Below are 25,189 nucleotides of genomic sequence, written 5' to 3' on the forward strand. Positions count from 1 at the left end.
TGATGACTACTAAATCGATTGCGGCATGGCTGAACGAAATTGGCCTGCCACAATACACCGAACTGTTTGATGAGAACGGTATCGACCTGGACATTCTTGAAGATGTGACCGGCGACCATCTCAGAGAAATGGGTGTCACGGTGCTGGGTCATCGACTCAAGATCAGCAAGGCAATCACCGCGCTGAAACCGGATGCGGCGCAGCCCAGACCCAGCGGTGCCATGACGGGCGAGGAAAGCGCCGAACGGCGACACCTCACCATTATGTTTTGCGATCTGGTCGGCTCGACCGCCCTGTCGGCGCGGCTTGATCCCGAAGACTATCGCGACCTCATGGCGCTGTATCAGGATACGGTCTCGCAATTGGTTAAAGAGGCCAGAGGGCACGTGGCCCAATACCTTGGCGACGGCGTTGTAGTCTATTTTGGCTACCCGGTTGCGCAGGAGGACGCGGCAGAACGCGCGTGCCGCGCGGCTTTGGAAATTGTCGAGGCCGTCGCCGCGTTGGATACTGCAGCCGGTGAACGCCTACAGGTGCGCATCGGCATTGCAACCGGGTTGGTTGTGGCCGGTGATCTTGACCAGAACGGGGTAAATTCAACCTCAGCAGTGGCCGGCGATACGCCCAACCTTGCAGCCAGATTGCAGGGTCTGGCAAAGCCAGGGCAAATTGTCATTGGGAAGAGAACTCAGTCTCTGTTGGGGGATATGTTCGTCTATGAGGCGCTGGAAAACATCCATCTGAAGGGGTTTGAGCCCGGCCAGGTGGCTTGGCGTGTCATATCCACAGCACAGCGCCAGGACCGGTTCGCCGTCACCTCGGCACGGTGGCAGCTTACGCCTCTGGTCGGTCGCACGCAGGAACGGACACGCCTGATGTCGGCTTGGGAAGATGCCAAATCCAAGAAGGGGAATGTTTGCCTTGTCTCAGGTGAGGCTGGCATCGGCAAAAGCCGCCTCACATATGAGGTGGTGGATCAGGCCAAGGGCGAAGGTGCCACCGTTCTTCACCTGCAATCCGCACCCTACTTTGAGAACACGGCCCTGTACCCTATCCGCCGTCAGATCGAAACCGTGCTCGGGTTCAAGGAAGACGATGACAGCGAAGCCAGGCTGGACAAGCTGGAAAAACTGGTCGTTGCCGAAGACGATCTGAACGAAGCCCGCGCGCTGATGGCGTCTTTGTTTTCGCTGCCCTGTGACAGGTATCCGCCGCTGAACCTTTCGCCCGAGTTGCAAAAGACCCGCACGATCGACATGCTGATCGAACAGGTCATCGTTCTGTCCAAGCGGGCACCATTGTTGGTGCATTTTGAAGACTTGCACTGGATCGACCCTACATCGCTGGATTTGTTGACCAAATTTGCGGCCAAACTCGCCGATTGCCAGATCCTGCTGCTTGTGACCTGCAGGCCGGAATTTACTCATGACTGGCAGGTGGATCACCTGGAAACCTGCGAACTGGCGCGCCTCAAGCCTGCCGAAGTCGAAGAGCTGCTGGACAGTATGACAGGCTCGGATGCCTTTTCGGCCGAACAGCGCCAGCAATTGCTGGAACGGTCGGATGGCGTACCGCTTTTCGCCGAAGAACTGACCCGCTCTGCCATAGAATCCAGAAACAGCGCGGATTTGGTGCCTGAAACCTTGCAAGACAGTTTGATGGCGCGCCTCGACAAGTTGGGAGCGGTCCGTGAATACGCCCAAATCGGCGCCGTGATCGGCCGGGAATTCGATGTCGACCTGCTGTCTCAGGTGACCGGAACTCCGCTGCCCGAGCTCTCGGACTCGCTTTTGCAACTGGGTGACGCAGACCTCGCATACCCGGACCAAACCGGCCAAAGCCTGATGTTCCGCCATGCCTTGATTCAGGAGGCTGCGTATCGATCTATATTGCGGCGGCGGCGGCAGCAATTACATGGAAAGATTGCCGAAACACTGGAAGAAAAATTTCCCGAACGCTGCAAGTCCGGTCCGGAACAGGTGGCAAACCATTTTGTTGCCGCCGGTCTGGGCGACCGGTCAGTTCCCTATTGGCTGACAGCTGGTAAATCTGCCTGGAGCCGGGCCTCGATGAAGGAGGCACTGGCGCAGCTTAGCAATGGATTGGAATATGTCGGCGAGGTCGACGACCTGGCTGATCGCGCCAAGTTGGAGCTGCAATTGCAGTCAACCATCGGCGTCGTGCACTTTGCGGCGACCAGCTATGCCTCGCCACAGGCGCAGACCGCTTTTGAGCGCTCCCGCGAGCTGTTTGTGGATGTTGACGACCCCGACCTGCGCGTTGCGGTTCTTTACGGCATCGGGGCATTTGAAACCATGCGTGGCGATGTAAGCTCGGGGCACGAGACCTTTGCGGCGCTTGCTGACGAGGCGACGCGCAGCGGCAATGCCCGCTATGAAGTCTATTCCGCCTCGATGCAGGCATGGTCCCATTTCAACCGTGGCGACTACGCCGAGTCGGTGCGTTATGGCGAACGGGTGCTGCAGCTTTATGAAGAAGGCATTTGGGACCAGCCGGGGCCGCGCCTGTCGGCCGCAGAGCCCAAAGTGATCTCAGAATGTTTCCGGGCAGCGGCGCTTTGGTCTCTGGGCCGCCCGGATCAGGCGGTGAAGGTCGGGAACGACATCCTAAATTACACCCGGTCGCTGCCTGACCCCTATTCGCTTGTCTATGCGCTGTCGAACGGGGTGATCCGCATCCATGACTGGAACGGTGACTGGGAACAGGTCATGGACCTGACCGAAGAATGCAGCGCGGTTGCCGGAGAGTACGGGTACAGGTTCTTGGGTGTCTGGGCCTCATTCTGGCGCGCCCGGGCCATGGCAAAACTCGGTCAGCTGGGAGAGGCCGAAAAGATCACGGCCACGGCTGTTGCCGCCTGCAAGAATGCCGGCGTTCATTACCACCGCGTCTGTTTTGAAGCCAATCACGCACGCCTGCTGTTGGCACAGGACCGGATCGAGGATGCCGCCCGGGTTCTGGACGATCTTGACCGACCACTGCAGGTTGGGGGCGAATTGAACCACGTACTGGACCTGAGCCTAGTCAAAGGGGAATTGGCACAGAAGCGTGGCGACACCAGCAGCGCCGAGCAGCACTATCGCGCTGCTTACGACGCAGCGCAAAACCGGTCAGCTTTGGCATGGCAACTGCGCGCCGCGCTTGGGTTGGCGTCCTTGCTGCCCGCCAAAGACGCACAACGCGCGCTTATCGAACCGCTAATGGCGCAGTTCGAGGAAGGGTTCGACAGCCAGTATCTGAAAGCAGCGCGCGCCTATTTGTGATCAGCGCGCTTCGCCCAAAGCCCGTGTGCGATCCACAAGCGTGATCAACTTTTTGGGGTTCCGTGCAAATCGATTTGCCTCAGCTATCGCGCTTGCAGCGATCCGGTCCAACTCTGCCTCGGCTTCTGGCAAAGCGGCGCGAAAGGCCTCGGCCAGCGCGTCGTAATTGCCTGGGTTCGGGTCGCGGAACATTTCGGCAATTGCAGGTTCGCGTACTGCTATCGCGGCCGGCAGGGTTAGAATCCCGTCGCGAATGTCCTCTTCACCGCCGCCACCCAGGGCTTCAGTTCCACGCACGTCGGACACGTCATCGCAGGCGTGATACAGGGTGCCCAGCAGACCACCGAAATGGCGCAACCCCTCGCTACGGTCGCCGAGACAAGCAGCGACCTCGAACATCGAACCGGTGTCTTCCTGCGCCAGCTTGCGCCAATCCTCGACCCCGCGCGGCATCGTGCGGCTGTTCCACTGCGCGATCTCGGCCGCGCCAAGCCGGGACATCAACTCGGACAACAACCCGACCACCTGCGGCTCGGTCGCCATCATCCGATAGCCTTCCGCAACCATGAACCCGGACGTCATCAGCGCCGCAAGTTGCCCAAAGGCCGTGTGCATGGTCGGTTTGCCGCGCCGTTCGTCCGACTGGTCCAGTATGTCGTCCACAACCAGCGTCATGTTATGAAACAGCTCAAGCGTTACGGCTGCCTGTATGGTTTCATCCGTGATCTCCTCGCTGCCGATAGCCGTCTGACAGGCAAAGATGGTCAATGGGCGAAAATACTTTGAGCCGGCCAGAAACTGTTCTTCCAACTGCGGCCGCATCTCCTCGGGTGTGGATTCAACCCACGTGCCGATGGCTGTGCGAAGCCGTTCCGTCTCAGATTCAAATCCCAGTTCCGGTATTACCCAGTCGGCGCGGGCACCTTCGTTATTCATGGTTTGGATTTTGCATATCGATGGGGGCCTTCCCGGTCGTCACCCTCGGGGCCGACTGACTTACGAAGCTCAGCCTCGATTTCCATAAGATCACGTTGCAACAGTTTTGCCTCGCTCAGCGACAGATCCGATATTTCGCGCAACACGGCACGGGCCTTGTCCAGCACGATCAGCTGTCTGGCCTCCAATGACGGGCCATCCGCACTGGGTATGGTTGCTTCGATCGCGTCTGTCCCTTGGGTCGAGACGATGGTCGCAATCTGCTGCCAGTACCGCAAAGCTGAACTGAGCCACCGGGCTTGTGCCTGTGCAAGCAGAAACATCACGTCGGGTTCGACCCGTGCACCCTTTTCGCTGTAGTCCCGCAGCGAGCCTAGAACACCCTCAAGCGCTTCCAGATACATCGCCACCATATCGTCAATCGAGCCGGGGTTCCCAAACTCATTGCGTGATGATCCATCGTCTTGATTCATCTTGCTACTCCATTGCCCGCATCGTCATAAAGTTCTGTAGATTCAGAGTTTTGTTACCGATTGTCACTGTATATTCACACCGCGTTTGGGCATGGGTTGATTTGATTTTCAGTAAAACAAGAAGATCGCCGCGCAATCAAGTACCGAGATATGTTAACCATCTATTAACCTTTGGGATCTGCCGTCGGCGTAAGAAAAAAGCACCCGCCTCGCAGGTTTTGGTTCATATGGCGCGGAAGACGATACGAAACAGAGTCGCCGCGATCTGCCGGGTCGAAGTTCGTGACCATGAGGCTTTGCGTCACCTGCTTCCCACAATGTTTCTGGGTCTCGATGCGACCGACCCTAGCGGTGGTCACCAGATGAAGTGGCCCAACAAAGAGAACATTTGCCGCATGAGATCAGCCGAAGGTTCGATTGGGGACAGCAGGGGTGGAAAAATTGCCCATTATTGACGTTTGCTCAGGCGTCACTTGCCATCAAAATTCCCGTCGTGCCGTGCTGGTCCAGAACGCAATCCCGTGCCTGATTGCTTCGTCGTTAAAATCATACGACGGGTTATGAAGCGGCATCGAATTGTTGCCCTCCACTCCGTTGCCCATCAGGATGAAGGCCCCGGGGCGGTGGGCAAGAAACTCTGCAAAATCTTCAGAGAATCCTACCCGACCGTAATCCGCATCAACGCTGCCAACCTCACGAGCGGCACCCGCGATCATGTCAGTGGCTCTGGCATCGTTCACCAATGGCCGGAAGGAAGTCGAGTAATCAACCTCCGCCTCTGCGCCTTGCGCGGCACAAACACCGGCGACAATGGTGCGCATTCGGCGCTCGATATTTTCGGACACATCCCTGGAAAAGCCCCGGCAATCCCCCTTGAGGGTTACGTTGCTGGGCAGGATGTTTCGTGCACCGTCTGTCAGGAACTCCGTTACGGAAACCACTGCATGCTCGCTCGCCGAAACCGAGCGAGAGACGATCGATTGCAACTGCTGCACAATTGCGGCCCCAGTCACAATCGGATCAACGCCTTTTTCCGGCATCGACGCGTGCCCGCCCTGACCCTGAACGCGTATCTCAAAATTATCCTCGAACGCGCAGAATGAGCCCGCTTGAGTGGCAAAGTGACCAAGCTCCATTCCGGGCATGTTGTGAAGGCCAAAGATTGCGGCCATCGGGAAGCGTTCAAACAAACCGTCCGAGATCATCGCGGCTGCCCCGTTTCCGTTTTCTTCGTCCGGCTGAAAGATGAAGTGAATGGTGCGGTCAAAAGACGGGTCCGCCGAAAGCTCCAGCGCGGCACCCAGCAGCATGGTGCTGTGGCCATCATGGCCACATCCATGAAACTTGCCTTCCGTTCCCGAGCGGTACGGCAAGTTGGTGGCCTCGTGTATCGGCAGCGCGTCCATGTCGGCTCGAAAACCGATTGCTGTTTCGTCCGGACCACGGCGCAAGGTGGCCACAATGCCCGTGCGGCCTACACCCCGGGTGACCTCAAGCCCTGCGCGCTCCAACTCGGTCGCGATCAGATCCGAGGTCCGATCAAGGTCGAAGCCTATTTCAGGGTGAGCATGCAGATCACGGCGAAACGCAACGAGATCAAGCATCGGGAACATCTCCTTCGGACAGCACGATCAACGGCAATTTGGCCTCGTCCGTCAACAAGGCTGCAAGCCCCGCTGCGCCAGATGGCGTGGTGGAAAAGCCCAGATCGCGCGCATGTTTTACAGCGTCCACGGCCTGCAGGTCAGTGACCGTAACCCAGTCATCGGCGCACCGTTCCAGAATTTCGAAAGCCAGCATAGAAGGCGTTTTGCAATCCAGACGCCCCATATTGGAAACCGGGCCCTCAACCGTTACGATCTGTCCCGCCCGGGCGCTTTCGGCAAGGCAAGGGGCCGCATCAGGTTCGACCACTATGATCTTTGGCTGAACCGCCCAGGTGGACCGGATCATGTAAGCGATCCCCGCAGCCAGACCACCAACGCCTGCCTGCAAGTAAACGTGGCTTGGCCAATTTCCGGAGCTTTCCAACTCTGTCCGCATTTCTTCGGCGATGACGGTATAGCCTTCCATTACCAACCTCGGAGGTTCGGTATATCCAGGCCAAGATCCATCGGCGAGGTGGATTGCCCCGGACGCCTCGGCGTCGGCTATGGCTGCCACAACGCTCGCCTCATAATCGTCACCCGATCGGACAACTTCCGCGCCTTTGTCCCGCAGGCGAATTGCAAAATCCTCTGGCACTGTTTCGGCAAGGTGAATGCGGGCCTTTGCGCCAAACAGTCGCGCTCCGGCCGCCACGGCCATGCCATGATTGCCTGCACTGGCACAGACAAAAGCCATCGGGCGTGCGATGGTTTTTACGGAATCATCCAAATAGGCGTTTGCTTCCAAAGGGCGGCCGACGCGCGCTTCTATCAGCTTGGCAACAGCGTAAACGCCTCCGAGCGCTTTGAAAGCGCCCAATCCCATCCTGTTGGTTTCATCCTTGATCAGGATAGGTCTGTCTTGGAGACTGCGTGTCTCCAACGGACTTGGTTTATAGGCGGGACATGCAGCCAGCAAAGACAGCGGTTTTGCGACATCGAGTATCGTTGGATTTTTCATACAGAAAGTTGTACACGCGAAAGGTGATCTATTATGGTCAATGTTTACTAATTTTCGGGAAATTTTCTCGCTATATAGGAAATTCTCATGAAACTCGATCAGTTTGACCGAAATCTGCTTCAGTTGATGCAAGCCGATGCCAAGATGGGCCTCGAAACGCTTGCGTCCGAGACAGGCTTGTCCGTGGCCTCCGTTCAGCGGCGGTTAAAGGCGCTCAGAACCTCGGGCGCAATTCTTTCGGAAGTCGCGATCGTTGATCCCAAAAAGCTGGGTGTCGCGATGAGCTTCATTGTCATGGTCGAATTGGAACGCGAGCGTCAGGATCAGATCGACGCATTCTCACGTCAGGCGCAATCAGAGCCTATGGTACAGCAGTGCTATTACATCACCGGAGACGCCGACTTCTGTCTCGTCTGCACAGCAAAGGATATGGATGATTTTCAGGAACTCACGAAGCGACTGTTCTTCGACAACTCAAACGTCCGTCGCTTTCGCACATCTGTTGTCATGGGAAGAAAGAAAGTCGGTTTGGGTATTCCTGTTCAGGATGTTGGGTTGGAACTGTAAGAATCAACATTTACGCCAGCTACCGCTTCAAAGCGGCCCTTCGAATGCTGGGCCGTGGATGCGCTTATTGACCAGCGCCGCGGGACCATGGGGTTAGGGCCCAGATTGGGCCCCTTGTTATTTTTCCCAGTGCGGGATCCAATCCCCGTCAAGGCGAAGTGACACGCCAGCATTGTCTTCTTCAAGCTTCACCACATGCAATTCGCCCTTGTCACCTCCGTATTTCTCGCGAGCCGCTTCGAACTGCGTGCACACCAGCCGTGTGGCCGGGGCGGCGGTGCCGGCGTCGTCGCAGGCCTCAACGATCAGGCCCAGATCTTTTTGGCACAGGTCCAGGGTGAAGGACGGATCATAATGTCCGGCAAAAACGGACGGGGCGTCGTGATGCATGCACCAGCTTTCGCTGGCCCCGATCTTAAGCGCGTCCCAGGCCCGTGACAGATCGACACCAGATTTCACCGCCATGACAAGTGCTTCACCCATGGCTGTCGCATGGATGGCCCAAAGCTGATTGCTGGCCAGTTTCGTCACGGACCCGCTGCCGCTGGGACCCATGTAGTGTAGCGGCCCCATCAGTTCCATCACGGGACGAATACGCGCGACGGTCGCCTCATCCCCACCTGCAAATTGGGGCATGTTGCCGGCGCGTGCACCATCGACGGCACCTGTGACCGGCGCATCAATCAACTGTACACCGTTTTCAGCAAAGGAGGCGGCAAGCTCGCGCACAAAGGCGGGTTTGTTTGTTGTCATATCCACCCAAACCTGCCCCGCGGACATGGCGGATCGCAGCCCATCGTCGCTACCTACCACTTGTTCGATTTGCTTTGGTCCAAAGACCATGGTGAACACGATGTCCGCCGCTTGCGCGGCTGCCGCAGGGGTTTCTGCCCACGTCGCCCCAAGCGCCAGGTGCTCTTCTGCCCGGTTCCGATCAAGGTCGCAGACCGTCAGGTCATGCCCGCCCTTGATCAGGTTCAGGGCCGCCGGGCCGCCCATGGTGCCAAGCCCAATAAATCCAATGCGCATCTTCGCCGTCCTCGGGGTTAGTTATATTGCTTAGGCGTTCAGGATGGTGTCGGTCGAACATACCTCACCAAACTCACCCTGCAGGTTGGCAAGCGTGACGGAATGGATCTGTTCGGCGCTGTGGGTCACCCCGTCCGGCCCGGTCGCGTCATAAGCCCAGACGGCATCTGAGGCATAGACCATCTCAAAGCCCAGACTGCTTGCAGAGCGCGCGGCGGACTCGGCGCAGCGATTGGCCGTGGCCCCGCAGATGACCACACGCTCAATATTGTCGGCGCGCAGATCGGCCTCGAGCGAAGTTCCGGCAAAGGCGCTGGAGACGTATTTGATGATCACCGGCTCGTCCCCCTGCGGTGCTGCAAAGGGTTGAACAGCCGCGCCAGGCGCGTCCGCATGAAATGGATCATCCGGGTCAAGCCCGTGGTGGTGCACATGGACGATCTTGTCACCTTGCGCGCGAAACCGGCTGAGAAGCCGGCCGATATTGTCGCCTGCCTCGGGGCAAGATCGCACGGCACCAGCGGCATCCTCATGGGCCAGCGCCATTTGCACATCAATGACGAGTAGAGCAGTTTTCATGGCTTGGTCCTTTATGCGTTGAAGCTGGAGGCTGCGCGATCCGCGAGAATATTTTTGACGCGATCACCATAGATCCGAATGTTGATGTCGTCGCTGATCACACGGCCTTCCTGTTCGTCATAGGTCATGATCGCGGTGACACGAGGTGTCGACCCTTCGACCTCTGTCACTCCGTGCAATGAATAACCACCGCGAAACAGTGTAAAAGTACCGGCACCCCGGTCAAACTTCTGTGCATGGGACATATCGCCAGCAAGCAAACGATCCACCGCCTCGCGGTCCTCGGTTTCGTCGGTGCGCGAGTTCGGCAAGAAGGCAAAATCACCCCCGGTTTCAGCGGCCTGCAACAACAGCGTCACGGTGCATTCCGTCGTATCATAATGCCAGGCGTGCCAGCTTCCTGGATGCAGGGCGACGACATTCAACGCTTGAAACTCATCGGCGCAGCGATGCAGCACCTCTTTCTTTTGGACGCGGCGCACAAAGTCCGTCAAACGCGGCGACTGATAAAGCCGCTGAATATGCGTTTCATTCGGCAGTTGATCATCCGCCAATTGCGTCGCCACATGCGTATATTCCTTACGACGCGGATCATCCTTGGGCAGCGACGGGTCAATTGCGCCCTGATAGATGTTGCGCTTGATGGTCAGCACGTCAGCGGTGGGCAGCAAGGCGTTGGATTCATCGGCCAGAGCAGCCAGTGCCTCGGGACGTATAAACCCATCCAGATTGCACCAGCCATGTTCCTCCATCTGGTCTTGACTGGCCTTGAGAAACGCAGCGCCTTTGGCACTTTCCAGATCCGCAATGGGATAGCGCTCCAGGTCCACAAGGCTCAAAACCATGTCGGTGGCTGCATCTTGATTGATCTCCGGCATAGATCGCTCCCTTTTGTCTGGTCGACTTCGTCGTCAGTTGCTTTTGTCTAACTGCCGACCGAAATGAAGGAAAATGAAACAATTTGCGCCCATGCACATAAAAAACTTATGAATGGGCAATGAAAAGCAATCTCAACCTGAACTGGCTTCGCACTTTCGAGGCCGCCGCACGTCATTTAAGCTTTACCGCCGCCAGTCGAGAGCTGGGGCTGACACAAACGGCTGTCAGTCAACACATGAAGGCGCTGGAAGGTCAGCTGGGGCAGAAGCTGTTCATTCGCAAGGCCAAAAGCCTGCAACTGACGGAAATCGGCCGGGCCTATTTGATATCGGTCCGGGATTCATTGGAGCACATCGCATTTTCCACAAACGGGTTGTTCGGGCCTGCCTTGGAGACGACGATCGTTGTGCGAGCGTCGGCGGCCATGATCATTTGGCTGGCGCCGCAACTTGCGACCTTTCAGACAGCTCATCCCGGTATCGGGATCAAACTTGTCACCTCTCTGTGGCAGAGCGGCCGGGAAGGGCATCCCGTGGACGTTGACATCCAGTTGGCCCCGCAAACCCATTCCGACACGCGCATGGTCAAGCTTTCTGATGAATTCATCGTTCCAGTTTGCGGTGCGCGCACCGCGCCAATGATCAAAACACCCGAGGACCTGATGGCGCACGCTGCCATCCACGTTCTGGGGTTTGACGACCATTGGGCGCGGTATCTGTCGGCCCGTGGTCTGCCCAATGCAGATGTATCCCCGCGCCTTATCGTCGATACCTCAGTTGCCGCCTGCGAATTGGTCGCCGCGGAAAGCGGCTGCACTATTATGATCAACCGGTTCGCGCAGCAGGCCATCGCAAGCGGCCGCCAGATCAGAATTGTCGGTGCCCCCGTTGATACAGGCCAAGCCCACTACGTCTTGCAACACAAAACAGGTACGGCAGGATCACACGTTTCGACCGCTTTTTGCGAATGGTTACAAACCTGTTTTTAAGCTGATCTTCTGTCTGGCTCCAACGCCAATGTGACCGTCTAAATTCAAACAATTAGAGAGGGTTGCTGACACATCGTAAGCGACAAAGAGATTATGTACCGGCACGCAGGATATCCTCTTGGTTCTCATAGTCGCTGGCTATCAGCACGGCAGTGGTGAACCTATCCGGCGCACTCACTCCCGCTTCGAACAGATCGCGATCGACTCTTGATAGATGCTCGATCCCCGCAGCCGTCAGGTTGCGCGTCGCCGGGTGCCCACCGAATGTACAGATGCGCTACAATTCAGCCGTCCTTTTTTATTCAGCGGCTTTGCGTTCAGAGCCTTGCGGGATCACCTCGTAACCGGGTTCTTCCGGCTCATCATCCGTCATTTCCGGCGGGAAACCGGGGGCGAGAATGTCCAGACCGGTGGCCTCTTCCAGACGTTTGATGATGTTGGGCGAAAAACAACGCTCGCCATAGCGTTCGATGCCGTCCTCAAAGATCTGAACCAACATAGGCGAGATTTCCAGCGGCACATTGTGACGGTCAGCCACCTGCTGGAACAGACCGGCATCCTTTTTGACCAGATCCATGGTGAAAGAAATGTCACGGCTGCCGTTCAGGATCACCTGGCTTTCGGTTTCATGTACGAATGACGTGCCGGAGCTAATCTTCATCGCCTCATAGGTCGTGTTGAGGTCCATACCGGCCGCCTTGGCGGTGACAAGCGCTTCGCAGCAAGTGACAAGATTGGCCGTAGCCAGATAGTTCGTCACAACTTTCAGAACCGAAGCCGAGCCCAGATCGCCAGTGTGCAGAATGCGGCGACCCATGGTTTTAAGGAAAGGCGCGATGCGGTCAAATGTGGCACGGTCGCAGCCCGCAAAGATCGAGATATTGCCCGTCGCCGCACGGTGGCATCCGCCCGATACCGGGCAATCCACGGCTGCACCACCTGCGTTCATCACCATTGCGCCCAAGCGTTTGACCTCGGCTTCGTCAGTGGTGGACATCTCCATCCAGATTTTGCCCGGCTTCACCTCGGACAGCATCTGTTGCATGACGGCATCCGAGGCAGCGGGCGATGGCAAACAGGTGATTACCGCATCGCAATCGCGCATCAGTTGGGCCGGGCTCTCCCCCCGGGTTGCCCCGCGCGAAACGAAATCATCCACAAGTTCGGAGTTGAGGTCATGCACCGTTAGATCAATGCCGTTCCGCAGCAAACTGCCACTGAGTTTCCCGCCGACATTTCCAAGACCAATAAATCCAACTTTCATGCGTGTGGTTCCCTGTTTCATTTCCCGCCGGATGATCGGCAAAGATGTTACTTCGCAAAAAGTACAAACGTGGATGGCATTGTGTAAAACGAATAAAACCGGCAAGTATCAGCGAAAAATTTTGGTGCTACGAATGCCGCAATCTCCTAACCCTATCTGGCTTCGGTCCTTTGAATGCGCCGCGCGGCATCTGAGCTTTACTGCCGCCGCGGCAGAGCTGGGTATCACGCAATCGGCACTCAGCCTGCATGTCCGCTCGCTAGAAGCGCAACTTGGTTGCCCTTTGTTCTATCGCGCCGCACGCAACCTAAGCCTGACCGAAGTTGGCCAGGCATACGCTTTTTCTGTGCGGCAAGCCCTGAGAGACATCGATCTGTCAACGATCAGCCTGTTCGGATCAAACCAGAAGCACGAGCTGGTCGTGCGTGCGCCAATATCCACGGCGACCTTGTTTCTCGCTCACAGGTTGCCCAAGTTTTTGCGGATCCACCCCGATATTTCCATAAAGCTGGTCTCGAACATTTGGGCTGAATCCGCGGGCCGTGAAAATGTCGATGTCGAGTTGCGTATGGGAAGCGGCGAGTGGACTGATATCCCAGCTCGGAAAATATCCACTGAGCGGATCGTCCGTATTGCCCCCAAGATATCTGGGGGAAAAGCCGCTTCCACCGAAGATCTGCAACAACAACCGCTCATTCACATTCTGGGATTCCAACAAATGTGGGAACGGTATTTTTCCGCAACTGGGGTTCAACAAACCCAGTACGCATCGACCTTTGTGGTCGACACGACAATTGCGGCGGTGGACATCGTGGCTGCAGGTGGCGGCAATGCGATCGTTATCGAGAGGTTTGCCAAAACCGCCATTGAGACCGGAAGAAAGGTCGCCATAGTTGGTGAAGCCGTTCCAATAGAACAGAGCCACTATTTGATTGCGGGACAAAACTCAAAAGCGGATGCAGTGGCCAAACAGCGTTTTGAAGCTTGGCTGGAAGACATCTTTGGGTAAGCTAGGTTCTGGACTGACCGTCATCAGAGTTTTTGGACCCGCAAGCGCTGACGGCAGACAACCATGAGGCACTCTGTTCAAAACGTTAGAACTGCCTCTCCAGACGGACACGATCCATCCAGTTGTTCTAACATTGTAGCCAGGTTGTATGAGCAGACCGGTATCTGTCGCGGAATACATTTTTGTAAAGATCAATCTTAGAACCATTGGCTTCAATGCCCCGGTAGATTGGACGCGCAACCCGGATGGACCACCACGCCCGGGCGGAAAACCCAAGACGGATTCAGAGCGTTTTATCGACAATCGTCATTTGAACTTGAGAGGCCTACATTGGTGATGACAGGCAAACTTTATTCGGGTCTTACCGGGTATCGGTCGCCTTTCTCGTCAATCAAAACTAGGCGCTTACCGCTGCGTACATAGAGATCGCAGCGGCTGAATCCGTTACGATACGCGATGCAGACACTCCCGTCGTCGGCAATGGAATATGTCCCAAACGCGGAATCCCCGCTGGCGTAGGTAAAGGAATAAGCCCCACCAGCCGAAAACTTAGACTGTCCGTCGTCATAGAAGGTCAGCGTTCGCCCAGCGAGGGCGTCCAGCTCGGCAGATGAAAGCGGGACATCTCCGGGTTTTGTTGGCCATTCCGCCGCCACAACCGGGCTGGCAGCCAACAAGGCAAAGATCAGATATCGGGTCATGCTGCCACCTTAACCCGCCACGCGGCGATTGAGGCATAACGTTGCAGTGAACGATCAGGCGACCATCTGTTCGGCCTTTTTCAGATCGACTGAAACCAACTGGCTGACGCCCTGTTCCTGCATAGTCACGCCAAACAGCCGGTCCATCCGCGCCATAGTCACCGCGTGGTGGGTGATGATCAGGAAGCGAGTGTCCGTCTGGCGGCACATTTCGTCCAGCAGGTCGCAGAAACGGGTGACGTTGGCATCGTCCAGCGGCGCGTCGACCTCATCCAGCACGCAGATCGGTGCAGGGTTGGCGAGGAAGACGCCAAAGATCAGCGCGGTCGCCGTCAAGGTCTGCTCGCCGCCCGAAAGCAGGCTGAGAGTGGATAGCTTCTTGCCCGGTGGCTGGCACATGATTTCCAGCCCAGCATCCAGCGGATCGTCGCTTTCGACCATGACCAGATTGGCCTCACCGCCACCGAACAGGTGCTTGAACAGCATGGCAAAGTTCGAATTCACCTGCTCAAACGCGGTCAAAAGACGCTCGCGGCCTTCCCGGTTAAGGCTGGCAATCCCACTGCGCAGGGCCTTGATCGCTTCTTCCAGATCGGCCTTTTCGGTGTTCAGCGTATCGAACTCTTCCTGAACTTCCTTGGCGTCTTCTTCGGCCCGCAGGTTCACCGCACCCATCGCGTCTCGCTGGCGCTTGTGGCGGTTTACTTCGGCCTCAAGCGCGTCGGCTGCAGGCATCTGGTCGGGATTCACATCCAGTTGGTTCAGCAACTGGTTCGGCGTCAACTGCTGATCTTCAGCGATCCGCTCAGCAGCGGCCACGACGCTTTCCTTAGCCGCATCACAGCGCGCCTCAGCCGCTGCACGGGCTTCGCGGGCTTCTGACGCCAAACGTTCAGCTTCTCGCTCGGCCAGCACGACTTCGCGCTGCTGCGTCTCAGCCTCGGCAAGCTTGTCGGCGGCCTCGGCACGCCGGGCCTCAGCTGTCTCGATCAACTCGTTCAGTTCTTCGCGGGCTTCGGCGATCTCACCCGGGGCGGCCATCGCCTCAGACAGTTCTTCCTCAGAGCTTTCCTTGCGTTCGACCAATTCCGCGATACGTTTTTCTGCTGAATCCAGTCGGTGCCGCCAGCCACTGAGGTCCTTGGTCACTTCCTGGGCCCGCCGGGTTCGTGCCTCGCCTTCGCGGCGCAGCTCATCATGGGATGAGCGATGGGTCAGCATGGTGATCCGCGCGGCCTCAACCGTCTGTTTGATATCCTCGACCTGCGCGCGCGCGCTGTCGACGTCACCCAGGCCGGCCAGAGCGCCTTCAGCCTCGCGCAGTTGCGCGCGGGCAGACATGGCATCATCCTTGTGTCTATCAACGGCAAGGGTAAGCGTTTCCAACCTGCCCTGCGCCAGATTGCGGTCAGCCTCGGCCCGGCTCAGCCCGCGCGCGGATTCCGCCATCCGCTGATCGGCGGCGCGTCGGGCTTCGCGGGCCCGGCGGTCTGCCTCGGTGACATCCGCCAGTTGCTGCGACAGCGCCTCATGTGCGGCACGTGCACCATCAGCCTGCGCTTCGGCGCGGGTAAGCTCCTGTTTCAGAGCTTCAAGCTTGTTGAGCTGCTCCAACCGCAAAGCTGCAGCGCTTGGCGCATCTTCGGCCCATGCCCGGAACCCGTCCCAACGCCACAAGTCACCCGAACGGGACACCAGACGCTGCCCCGGCTTTAATGAGGCTTGCAGCCGCGCGCCCTGATCCGCATCAACCAATCCGATCTGAGCGATCCGGCGGCTCAGGCGGTCTGGGCCCGAGACATGCAACGCCAATGGTTCTGCCCCATCGGGCAGGGGCTGATCTGCATCGTAGCCTGACACCTGCACCCAACCGGATGGTCCATCGGCATCGACCAACGGTGTACGCAGGTCATCAGCCAGTGCCGCCCCCAGCGCCTTTTCATAGCCGGGCTCGACCCGCAGCAGATCCAAAACCTGCCCGCCTTCGGCCGTATCCCGTTCGACCAGCTTGGCCAAGGCGGATGTCTCGGCGCGGATCGCGCCCAGTTCACCCTCGGCCTCAGACCGCTGAGCGCGTGCTTCGGCTTCTCTCGCTTGCGTTTCATTGCGCAGCTCGTCCGCTGCGGCCAGCGCTTCGTCGGCGGCCTCAGCGGCCTCGCGCGCTTCTTCCTCACCTTCTTGCGCTTCCTCAAACGCTTCGCTGGCGCGGGTCAAAGCATTGCGGGCTTCGTCTACCGCAGCACGGGCTTTCTCTTCTTCGCCTTCGGACCGGGTCAGCGTCTTGCGGCTGTCTTCGACCAAACGCTGAGCCGACTGGTGACGCGCCACAAGACGCGCCACATCTTCGGTTTCCTGCGACAGGTGATCTTCTCGATCTTGCAGCACGGATGCGGCTTCGCGCGCGATCTCGGCGGCCTCAGCCACTTTGTCGTCATGCCCATCTGCCGCTTTGGCCAGTTCGCGCGCTTCCCATTCCAGACGCTCAATCATCTGGCCCGCGTCCCGGTTCAGGCCGGTTTCGCGTTCGATATCGTTGGCCAATTGCTGAATTCGGTTGGTCAGCGTCTCGATCGTTTGACGCGCGCGGGTTTCCTGATCAGCCAGTTGGTCGCGCTGTACCTGCTGTCGTTGCAACACGGCGGCAGCGATTGCCTCTTCCTCGCGCAGAGGCGGCAGAATTTCCTCGATTTCAGACCGCTTGGCGCTGGCGGCGCGGGCTTCGGCCTCCGCGCGCGAGGCTTCGGTGATCCGCTCGCGCAAGACGTCTTCGGCCTGTTGGCGGGCCATGTCAGCCTCTTTCCAGCGGCGATAGAGCAGCATGCCTTCAGCCTGCCGTAGTTGCTCCCCAATCTCACGGTACCGTGCGGCCTGACGCGCCTGCCGCGCAAGCTGCCCCAATTGGGTGCCAAGCTGTTCAAGAACGTCATCCACACGGGTCAGGTTGGATTCGGTGCCCTTCAGCTTAAGCTCCGCCTCGTGGCGGCGCTGATAAAGGCCCGAGATACCGGCCGCCTCTTCCAGAATGCGGCGACGCGCGCGGGGCTTGGCGTTGATCAGCTCGGCGATGCGGTTCTGCCCCACCAGTGCAGGTGAATGCGCTCCGGTCGAGGCATCGGCAAAAAGCATCTGGACATCGCGCGCCCGAACATCTTTGCCGTTGGTCTTGTAAGCGCTGCCGACATCGCGGGTGATGCGACGCACAATTTCCAACTGATCGCTGTCATTGAACCCCGAAGGCGCCAAACGTTCCGAGTTATCCATCGTCAGGACAACTTCGGCAAAATTGCGGGCCGGACGCGTTGCGGCCCCGGCAAAGATCACATCCTCCATCGCGCCACCGCGCATGGATTTGGGGCGGTTTTCACCCATTACCCAACGCAACGCTTCCAGAAGATTGGACTTGCCGCAGCCATTTGGGCCCACCACACCGGTCAACCCATCCGCGATAATCAGATCGGTCGGGTCAACAAAGCTTTTGAAGCCGGTGAGTTTAAGTTTGCTAAACCGCAAAGGCCGCTCGTCCCATGATTCCTATATCTGGAAGTCTGCGCAACCCATTGGGGGTGAGTCAACGGAGTAACGCAGGATATGGGATTTCCCGCCAAGTTATCCACAATATCTTGCCAAAATACGCAAGAAAGCGCGTATCTCAGTAAGGAGCGCACTCAAAAACCTGATAGCCATAGTCTTCGTAGTAGCCATAGTCGATACATTCATAGGGACCGCGAAGAAGGCTGCCGAAAATCAGCTTTTCCCCCAATTCCCGGTCACAACCCAGAATGCCCACGGTGACCGCAGCGTCGCCCAGAACATCCAGCAACGGGCAACCCGACACCTGTGCCATAGCCAGTGCGGCCCGGTCGCGAATGGGGCCAAGGCGCGGAGCATATTGAGAGTTGATGCGTACAGCCTCGGCCAGTTGATCGCGGACCCGCACATCAAATACACTGCCGTTCACCGCCACACGGGTCGCAGGCACATCGCGAAAGTGGGGCGTGCCAGCCGAACAAGCGGCCAGCACTAGGAGGGACAGATACCGGATCATGCCCGCAGCATTGCGCCATCAAGGTTAACAAAACCTTTCCGCCGGTCAGGCGCGCAGAACCTCGCCCAATCGCTGAATACCTTCGCGGATTGTATCCTCATCCGAGTTTGAGAAACTCAGCCGGATCGTGTTGGTCCCGCTGCCGTCCGGGAAAAAGGCTCCACCCGGGACAAAGGCGACTTTGACCGTGTCCAGCGCCCGGGCCAACAAATCGGCCCCATTTGTACCAACCGGCAATGTCAACCACACGAACATGCCGCCTTCGGGCCTGGTCCAATGAACCCCGTCTGGCATATGGTCCTGCAACGCCTGCAGCATGGCATCGCGACGGGCACCGTAGACACGACGCAGCATCGGGATATGCGTGTCGAAACAAGCCCGTGCCACCTGGTCAATGGCCATCTGGTTGATGGTTGCCGAATGCAGATCCGCAGCCTGTTTCATCAACACCAATTGGGAAATCACTGGCTTTGCCGCTACGACCCAACCAACCCGCAACCCCGGAGACAAGGTTTTCGAAAAGCTTCCACAATAGATCGTGCGGCAATCCTCAATCGACCCTTTGCGCGCTAATTCCAGTGCCAGAACCGGGGGGATGGCTTCCCCGTCATAACGCAGGGCCTGATAGGCGCCATCCTCGATCACCGCACAGTTCAGCGCATCTGCCAGACCCAGCAGCGCTTCCCGCCCCCGCAGATCCACGGTTTCGCCTGTCGGGTTGGCGAAATCGGGCGAGAGATAGGCAAATTTGACCGCGCCTTCGCCCGCTGACGCTGCGTACTCAGCTGCGCCCCGGTTGCCATTGATGCTGAGCCGGTCAAAACGCGGTTCATAGGCATTGAATGCGGCCAATGCGCCCAGGTAGGTCGGCCATCCGACCAGCGCAGTATCACCCGGCGACAGATAGAGTTTACCCAGATAATCTAGTGCCTGCTGCGAGCCTGATGTGATCAGGATGTTCTCAAGCCCGCATTCCACTCCGATTGAACGCATGTGGTCGACGAGCCATTCCCGCAGCGGGACGTAACCTTCGCTGACGGAATATTGTAGCGCCTGAGCCTGCTGGTCCGGGCCTAATGCAGCTTGAAAGGCGGTCGAGAACCCTTCGGCTGGAAACAACGCGGGATCGGGGATGCCGCCTGCAAACGAGATGATCCCCGGCTGATCCAACAGCTTTAACAATTCGCGTATCTCAGACGCTTTCATCCGGGATGCCCGCGTGGCGAACAATTCGTGCGTAGACATGAGTCTCCTCCGCTCTCATTCACGGCCAGCGTAGAGAGGAACAACATAAAGTCAATAATACTGACCTAATTTTTTCTAACCACGTGAACCCGAATTCTTGAACCTCGCAGCCATCCATGGTCATGTCAGTTGACCAATTTCCGGAATGACGCCTGTATGCCTTTTCAAAAAGTTCAGACCGAAAAGCTTTCAATCGCGGTGGTTCGCCAGATTGAGCTGCTGATCCTGCGCGGCATACTGCGCCCCGGCGAACGTCTGCCCGCCGAACGCGAATTGGCCGAGCGGCTGGGCGTATCCCGGCCATCCCTGCGCGACGCGATCGCAGACCTGCAAAGCCAAGGGTTGCTGACAGCAAAGGCAGGGTCCGGCATCTATGTGGCCGAGGTTCTGGGCTCAGCCTTCTCCCCGGCGCTGATCCGGCTGTTCGGCAACCACAACGAGGCGGTGTTCGATTACCTCTCGTTCCGGCGCGACATGGAAGGGTTGGCCGCCGAGCGCGCGGCCCGGTTGGGCTCGGACAGCGATCTGAAGGTGGTTCAGACGATCTTTGACAAGATGGAAGCCGCCCATATCCGCAACGCGACCGAAGATGAGGCGCAGCTGGACGCGCAATTCCACATGGCGATCATCGAGGCCAGCCATAATGTGGTCATGCTGCATATGATGCGGTCAATGTACGATCTGTTGCGGCAGGGCGTGTTCTATAACCGCCAGATGATGTTCCAACAGCAAACGACGCGCGAGGCTATCCTGGACCAGCACCGCGCCATCAACACGGCGCTTCAGGCACGCGACCCGGCCGCAGCCCGGGCCGCCGTCGACGCGCACCTAACCTATGTCGAACAATGCCTTTGGGACGGGAAGAAGGCCGAACGCAACGAAGACATCGCCAAACAAAAATTGATGCACGAGGCCAAAGATTAGGCGGGTGTCAACACTCTGATGTTGCGCCAAATCCATACTCAGTGCTATCAGCGATCTCTTCATAGAGCGCCTGATATTGGCCAGCGACCACAGCCTCTGCAAAGCTGTCCACGGCATGTTGCCGGGCAGTACCTGACATGGCCAACCCGGTTTCATTGTGCCGGTTCTGCAGGATCGAGATAACACCTCGCGCGAGGTCTTCTGCCTCGAATGGACGCGCCAAATACCCCAGGCTTTGATTTGGAACCAGATCCGACAGCCCACTGGTTTTGAAACCTGCGACCGGAACGCCACAGCACATGGCCTCGACACCTGTATATCCCAGCACTTCGCGCCGGGATGGCAATACAAAGACATCTGCAGCCGAATAAATGCGCTTCAGCACCCGGTTGTCGCTAATCCGCCCCATGAAATGGATCGGATAAGGAAATTCGGCATCGATCTTGTCGCTACCAAACACAACTGCCTGAACATCAGGAACGGCGGAATGCACCCGTCGCATAGCCTCGACGAGGTGGGCAAAGCCTTTGTTGGGATCCTGAGTCGCTTGGACGGCACCAAACAATACCAGCGGAGCGTCCTGAGGCAGTGACAGATCAGCGCGCGCCTGGGCTTTTTCGAAAGGTGCCCAGAAATCGGTATCGATTGCGTTGGGGATCACGGTGACAGGCCAATCCCGCATCAACGCACTTTGCCGAACACAGTCAGCCAGCCAATTGCTGGGGCAAACGATCTGAAAAGGTTTTTTCCAATGCGCGGCTTTTCTTTTCCAGACCCAGCGGTTCAGGTCAAACCCACTGAATTCGGATGACACGTAACCGTCACGCCACCTGTCCAGCTCGCTCACATGTTCAGCCCCGGAGAACGGCCACATGTCATGAAACGTCCAGACCACGGGATGTTTCACCGCCCCGATCTCGGCAATCGAAATCATGTCGGAATTCACCCAATGCAAATTCAATATTTGCGACGGTTGGCTGTTCAGATACGCGACCAGACCCGACCTTGCCAGACCAAGAGACGCCAACCCGTTGACCTGAGTTCTTGCATATTTCTTTCGCAGATGACGTGCGTATTCACGCTGGCAAAGCCGCTTTAGTGTTTTCCGCGGCGCGAATTTTGTGATCCGATCCTCGTCCGGGCCATCGACGACGGTCATGTGCGAATTCGTCCCTTTGGACAGCAAGGCAAGATGCAGCCTGCGGGCAGCGATGGCGGCACCTCCGCCAGAATAGCTATGGCTAATATGGTTTACGCGCATTGGAACAAATTTCGTGAGGATGTCCGACGTACAATCGTCAGAGCCTTTGGATTGTCGTCGCCAAATGACATCCCCATTTTCAAATGACGCCAATCAACCAAGAAGTTTAGCCCCCAGCCTTCTGATCTTGCGTCTTAAACGGGTCAAACGATCCGGTCTATAGCTGAAATGCGCCCGCAGCGCCTCGAGCGCGACCTTGTCTTCGGTGACATCGTCGGGAAATGGCAGGTCAAAGTCATGGCAGAGATCTTTTGGCTTAACCTCGTCCACTGGTCCGCAATGGGTACCAGACCCGTCCAGGCCGATATTCTCGGCAAAAGACCTGCAAGGGGACAGACAAAGGCCATCCTGCCTGAAAATCGTTGCGTACCAGAAAATCGCCCAGGTCCGAATGTCACCGCGCAAATTGCCTTGTACCTGACCCCATAAATCCTCGGCCCCGCTCAGGTTGAACCGATGAATGTCATCATCGGAAAACTGCTGAACCAGTTTTTTCGGGTCGCGTTCGAAATGCTGCCAGCGGTCGGCCCAGCTGGCCCATCCCCAACAGCTCATGAAGCGCCAGAAAACCGCACCACGCCGATCCAACAAGGGAGGAAGGTCTTCGTTGAATCCTGCGATATGCCAGACCCGCGGGTCATCTTGGTATCGATCCAGCGCGCGGTTCATGTAGGTGAGAAACGCGGGCGAGGTCACAATGTCATCTTCTACAACAATCGCCCTGCCATAAGACTGCATCGTAGCGGTAACGCCTTCCTGAATCGACTGGGCCAACCCGGCGTTAGCATCACGTGCGCGCAATGTAAGAGTGGCAAAGCCAGTCTGCGCTTCAATCACCTTGCGGGTTTCCGCAACCGGGATAACATCATCTGCCGAACGCGGCCCATCCAGATAAGCAATTACATCGGTGCGCGCAGCCAAAGGCGACGCAGCAAGCGCCCGCAAGGTCCGCGCAGCGTGATCGGGTCGGTTGAAAGCGAACAGACAGACCGGTGCTGGATCGGCAATCGCAGTTGCTGTGTCAATCATAGCAACTCTCCGTCAGGTTTCGCGCAGGGTATTTCACGCCAAAAACATCGCCAAGAGCAGTTTCCTAAAAAAAGAAACCCGAAAGCGATCAGCCTTCGGGTCACTCTTTGTCGAAACGGCGTTGGAAGCTATCAATGCAGCTTATCACCAACATCCGCGATGGCCGCGTCGATCAGCTTGTTCGCCTGTGCCGCGGTCATTTGCTTGGCCAGAACCGCGTTGGCAGCCGATACCGCAACGGTGATGGCCTGATCGCGGACTTCCTTGACAGCTGACGCCTCAGCAGAAGCGATCTGGTCCTGAGCTGCTGCCAGACGGCGGGCGATGGATTTCTCCAAATCGACCTTTGCCTGTTCTGCCGCCAGAATAGCGTCTTCCTTGGCTGCAGCCACGATGGCATCCGCTTGGGTCTGCACTTCACGCTGCTTGCGCTCGTACGAGGCCAACAGGCTGCGTGCCTCTTCATGCAGGGCGCGGGCTTCGTCCAGTTCGGACTTGATGCCATCGGCGCGATTGTCCAGCGCGCCACCGATCATGCCCGGAACCTTGAAGTAGAACAGGACCGCGATGAAAACGATGAAGCCAAGAGTGACCACAAAGTCGGTGTTGCCAAGCGAGAAGAACGGGCCGCTTGCAGCCAGCGCAGGGCTGGCGGCACCGACGATCAGGATAAGGGCAAGAGTATTCCGCATGTCACTTATCCTTTCGTCTGCGCGTCAATTGCACTGTCGATGGCTTTGGCATCTGCCTCGCCGCCCAGTGCTGTGACCAGTTCAGCTGCCGTATCCTTGGCAACCACTTGAATGCTTTCCAGCGCGCCGGCACGAATATCGGCAATTGCCTTTTCCGATTCAGCCGCCTTTGCAGCGATTTCCAAGTCTGCCTTGGCAATCGCGTCATCCAGACCAGACTGAATTTCAGCGCGGGCTTCCGCTGCGATACGCTGTGCCTCAGAACGGGCATCGGCCAGCGCCTTGTTATAGGCCTCTTCAGCCTCGACCGCTTTGGCCTTCAGATCTTCGGCCGCAGCCAGGTCATTTGTAATGGTCCCCTGACGTTCCGCCAGGATTGCCGCGATGCGGGGCAAGGCCACGCGAGACAGGACCAGAAAGATGACGACCAGCGTGATGACCAGCCAGAAAATCTGGTTGGGAAACCAATCGAAGCAGAGCTGCGGCATACCGATGGCCGAGCCGTAGGCGTCGACGCAGGTGCCAGCTACTTCTTTGGCAAGGGGTTCAGTCGCCATGATGTCCTCCGTCGGAACGTTGTCTTTACAACAGGTGGGCCGCTATGGCTTGGGCCCACCTGCGCGTAAGGATCAGGTTCCGCAGATTAGACGGCGAACATCAGCAGCAGCGAGACCAGGAATGCGAAGATCCCCAGGGCTTCTGCGAATGCGATACCGATGAAGAGGGTTGCGGTCTGCGAAGCAGCCGCCGAAGGGTTGCGCAGGGCGCCGGCCAGGAAGTTGCCTGCAACGTTGCCCACCCCGATTGCGGCTGCGCCGGAACCGATTGCTGCCAGGCCTGCGCCGATGTGTGCGAGATCGCCTTCCATGATGTTTCTCCTTACGAATTGGAAGTTTCGATGTTTGGGTATCGGACCTTAGTGCGAAGGATGCAGCGCATCTTTCAGGTAAACACAGGTCAGAATGGTGAATACGTAGGCCTGAATGAAGGACACGAGGACCTCGAGGCCGTACATTGCGGTGATCGCCAGAACGGACACCGGTGAGATCACGGCAATCGCGGCAAAGCCTGCGAACACCTTGATCACCGCGTGGCCTGCCATGACGTTACCGGCAAGACGAATGGAGTGGCTGACCGGACGCACGAAGTACGAGATCAGCTCGATGATCGCCAGGACAGGGCGCAGCGCCAGCGGTGCGCTGGACACCCAGAACAGACCCAGGAAGCTTGCGCCGTTCTTGACGAAACCCAGAACAGTTACGGTCAGGAACACAGCCAGCGCCAACGGGATGGTCACGGCGAAATGCGATGTGGTGGTGAAGGACATGGGGATCATGCCCAGGAAGTTGGCGCAGACGATGAACATGAACAGCGTCATGACATAGGGGAAGTACTTCACGCCTTCCTTGCCGCAAATGTCTTCCAGCATCTTGTAGATGAAGCCATAGGCCAACTCAGCAACAGACTGCATCCGGGTCGGAACAATGGCGCGTTTCGAGGTGCTGAGAACCAGCAGGGCAAAGATCGCCGCAATAGCCAGAAACAACCACAGAGTCACGTTGGTCGGCGTGTACCACGCAATCGCACCGTCACCGAAAAGCGGTTTAACGATGAACTGATCCATCGGATGGAAAACCAGGCTGCTGCCTTCTGCTGCGGTGGTCTCAGTTGCCACGT

23 protein-coding genes are annotated in these 25,189 nt (G+C 57.7%); 5 read left to right on the forward strand and 18 right to left on the reverse strand.

Going from position 1 to position 25,189, the window contains the following annotated elements:
- Positions 1-2: 2 nt before the first annotated feature.
- Positions 3-3,284: an adenylate/guanylate cyclase domain-containing protein gene (locus AC2FIB_RS06195; RefSeq protein WP_496733724.1), complete on the forward strand. Its 3,282-nt coding sequence runs from the start codon at positions 3-5 to the stop codon at positions 3,282-3,284.
- Here AC2FIB_RS06195 and AC2FIB_RS06200 read toward each other — a convergent pair whose 3' ends face one another.
- From AC2FIB_RS06200 to AC2FIB_RS06215, 4 genes are all read right to left on the reverse strand, one after another.
- Positions 3,285-4,220 carry a polyprenyl synthetase family protein gene (locus AC2FIB_RS06200; RefSeq protein ID WP_496733723.1) on the reverse strand — a complete coding sequence of 312 codons (936 nt, stop codon included), beginning with the start codon at positions 4,218-4,220 and terminating at the stop codon, positions 3,285-3,287.
- The gene (locus AC2FIB_RS06205) at positions 4,217-4,693 is read right to left on the reverse strand and encodes a hypothetical protein (RefSeq protein WP_496725186.1); all 477 of its coding nucleotides are present in this window, start codon (positions 4,691-4,693) and stop codon (positions 4,217-4,219) included. Before AC2FIB_RS06205 ends, AC2FIB_RS06200 begins: the two co-directional genes overlap by 4 nt.
- 479 nt (positions 4,694-5,172) lie before the next feature.
- Complete coding sequence (locus tag AC2FIB_RS06210) at positions 5,173-6,297, reverse strand: M20 aminoacylase family protein (protein ID WP_496841825.1); 1,125 nt, start codon at positions 6,295-6,297, stop codon at positions 5,173-5,175.
- The gene (locus AC2FIB_RS06215) at positions 6,290-7,300 is read right to left on the reverse strand and encodes a pyridoxal-phosphate dependent enzyme (RefSeq protein ID WP_496841826.1); all 1,011 of its coding nucleotides are present in this window, start codon (positions 7,298-7,300) and stop codon (positions 6,290-6,292) included. Before AC2FIB_RS06215 ends, AC2FIB_RS06210 begins: the two co-directional genes overlap by 8 nt.
- Positions 7,301-7,387: 87 nt before the next feature.
- On the opposite strand from AC2FIB_RS06215, the gene AC2FIB_RS06220 reads away from it, so the two are divergent.
- Positions 7,388-7,867, forward strand: a complete 480-nt coding sequence (locus tag AC2FIB_RS06220) for an Lrp/AsnC family transcriptional regulator (protein ID WP_496841827.1) — start codon at positions 7,388-7,390, stop codon at positions 7,865-7,867.
- A gap of 117 nt (positions 7,868-7,984) precedes the next feature.
- On the opposite strand, the gene AC2FIB_RS06225 is transcribed toward AC2FIB_RS06220, so the two are convergent.
- The 3 genes from AC2FIB_RS06225 to AC2FIB_RS06235 are packed head-to-tail and all read right to left on the reverse strand — an operon-like array spanning position 7,985 to position 10,353.
- Positions 7,985-8,896: an NAD(P)-dependent oxidoreductase gene (locus AC2FIB_RS06225; protein WP_496733716.1), complete on the reverse strand. Its 912-nt coding sequence runs from the start codon at positions 8,894-8,896 to the stop codon at positions 7,985-7,987.
- 30 nt (positions 8,897-8,926) lie between these two features.
- Complete coding sequence (locus AC2FIB_RS06230) at positions 8,927-9,475, reverse strand: isochorismatase family protein (RefSeq protein ID WP_496733714.1); 549 nt, start codon at positions 9,473-9,475, stop codon at positions 8,927-8,929.
- An 11-nt stretch (positions 9,476-9,486) separates the two neighbouring features.
- The gene (locus AC2FIB_RS06235) at positions 9,487-10,353 is read right to left on the reverse strand and encodes a HalD/BesD family halogenase (RefSeq protein WP_496841828.1); all 867 of its coding nucleotides are present in this window, start codon (positions 10,351-10,353) and stop codon (positions 9,487-9,489) included.
- 119 nt (positions 10,354-10,472) lie between these two features.
- On the opposite strand from AC2FIB_RS06235, the gene AC2FIB_RS06240 reads away from it, so the two are divergent.
- Complete coding sequence (locus tag AC2FIB_RS06240) at positions 10,473-11,342, forward strand: LysR family transcriptional regulator (RefSeq protein WP_496733711.1); 870 nt, start codon at positions 10,473-10,475, stop codon at positions 11,340-11,342.
- Between the two features lie 298 nt (positions 11,343-11,640).
- Here AC2FIB_RS06240 and AC2FIB_RS06245 read toward each other — a convergent pair whose 3' ends face one another.
- Entirely contained in the window at positions 11,641-12,627 is a 987-nt protein-coding gene (locus AC2FIB_RS06245; protein ID WP_496733709.1) for an NAD(P)-dependent oxidoreductase, read from the reverse strand.
- 10 nt (positions 12,628-12,637) lie between these two features.
- On the opposite strand from AC2FIB_RS06245, the gene AC2FIB_RS06250 reads away from it, so the two are divergent.
- Positions 12,638-13,615 (forward strand): LysR family transcriptional regulator, encoded by a 978-nt coding sequence (locus AC2FIB_RS06250; protein WP_496733708.1) that lies wholly within the window; start codon positions 12,638-12,640, stop codon positions 13,613-13,615.
- A 350-nt stretch (positions 13,616-13,965) separates the two neighbouring features.
- Here the strand turns inward: AC2FIB_RS06250 and AC2FIB_RS06255 are convergent, their stop codons facing one another.
- The 4 genes from AC2FIB_RS06255 to AC2FIB_RS06270 form a co-directional block, all read right to left on the reverse strand.
- A complete protein-coding gene (locus AC2FIB_RS06255; protein WP_058273303.1) occupies positions 13,966-14,316 on the reverse strand; it encodes a hypothetical protein in 351 nt (116 codons plus the stop codon).
- Positions 14,317-14,370: 54 nt separating this feature from the next.
- Positions 14,371-17,826, reverse strand: coding sequence for a chromosome segregation SMC family protein (locus tag AC2FIB_RS06260; RefSeq protein WP_496733706.1), 3,456 nt, complete (start codon positions 17,824-17,826; stop codon positions 14,371-14,373).
- Between the two features lie 139 nt (positions 17,827-17,965).
- Positions 17,966-18,361: a hypothetical protein gene (locus AC2FIB_RS06265; RefSeq protein ID WP_496733704.1), complete on the reverse strand. Its 396-nt coding sequence runs from the start codon at positions 18,359-18,361 to the stop codon at positions 17,966-17,968.
- A 45-nt stretch (positions 18,362-18,406) separates the two neighbouring features.
- Positions 18,407-19,606, reverse strand: coding sequence for an aminotransferase-like domain-containing protein (locus tag AC2FIB_RS06270; protein ID WP_496733703.1), 1,200 nt, complete (start codon positions 19,604-19,606; stop codon positions 18,407-18,409).
- Between the two features lie 156 nt (positions 19,607-19,762).
- Here AC2FIB_RS06270 and AC2FIB_RS06275 point away from each other — a divergent pair, with 156 nt between their 5' ends.
- Positions 19,763-20,530, forward strand: a complete 768-nt coding sequence (locus AC2FIB_RS06275; protein ID WP_496733702.1) for an FCD domain-containing protein — start codon at positions 19,763-19,765, stop codon at positions 20,528-20,530.
- A 7-nt stretch (positions 20,531-20,537) separates the two neighbouring features.
- Here the strand turns inward: AC2FIB_RS06275 and AC2FIB_RS06280 are convergent, their stop codons facing one another.
- The 6 genes from AC2FIB_RS06280 to AC2FIB_RS06305 all read right to left on the reverse strand — a co-directional run bounded on the left by AC2FIB_RS06280 (position 20,538) and on the right by AC2FIB_RS06305 (position 25,187).
- Positions 20,538-21,791, reverse strand: a complete 1,254-nt coding sequence (locus tag AC2FIB_RS06280; RefSeq protein WP_496841829.1) for a glycosyltransferase — start codon at positions 21,789-21,791, stop codon at positions 20,538-20,540.
- A gap of 93 nt (positions 21,792-21,884) precedes the next feature.
- Positions 21,885-22,820: a hypothetical protein gene (locus AC2FIB_RS06285; RefSeq protein ID WP_496733699.1), complete on the reverse strand. Its 936-nt coding sequence runs from the start codon at positions 22,818-22,820 to the stop codon at positions 21,885-21,887.
- A 131-nt stretch (positions 22,821-22,951) separates the two neighbouring features.
- Positions 22,952-23,512: a F0F1 ATP synthase subunit B gene (locus AC2FIB_RS06290; RefSeq protein WP_496733697.1), complete on the reverse strand. Its 561-nt coding sequence runs from the start codon at positions 23,510-23,512 to the stop codon at positions 22,952-22,954.
- Positions 23,513-23,517: 5 nt separating this feature from the next.
- Complete coding sequence (locus AC2FIB_RS06295) at positions 23,518-24,069, reverse strand: F0F1 ATP synthase subunit B' (RefSeq protein WP_058278974.1); 552 nt, start codon at positions 24,067-24,069, stop codon at positions 23,518-23,520.
- Between the two features lie 86 nt (positions 24,070-24,155).
- The gene (locus AC2FIB_RS06300) at positions 24,156-24,380 is read right to left on the reverse strand and encodes a F0F1 ATP synthase subunit C (RefSeq protein ID WP_005981269.1); all 225 of its coding nucleotides are present in this window, start codon (positions 24,378-24,380) and stop codon (positions 24,156-24,158) included.
- 48 nt (positions 24,381-24,428) lie between these two features.
- Positions 24,429-25,187, reverse strand: a complete 759-nt coding sequence (locus AC2FIB_RS06305) for a F0F1 ATP synthase subunit A (RefSeq protein WP_496733695.1) — start codon at positions 25,185-25,187, stop codon at positions 24,429-24,431.
- Between the last annotated feature and the right edge of the window lie 2 nt (positions 25,188-25,189).

Source organism: Ruegeria sp. YTSA072, from assembly GCF_059610285.1.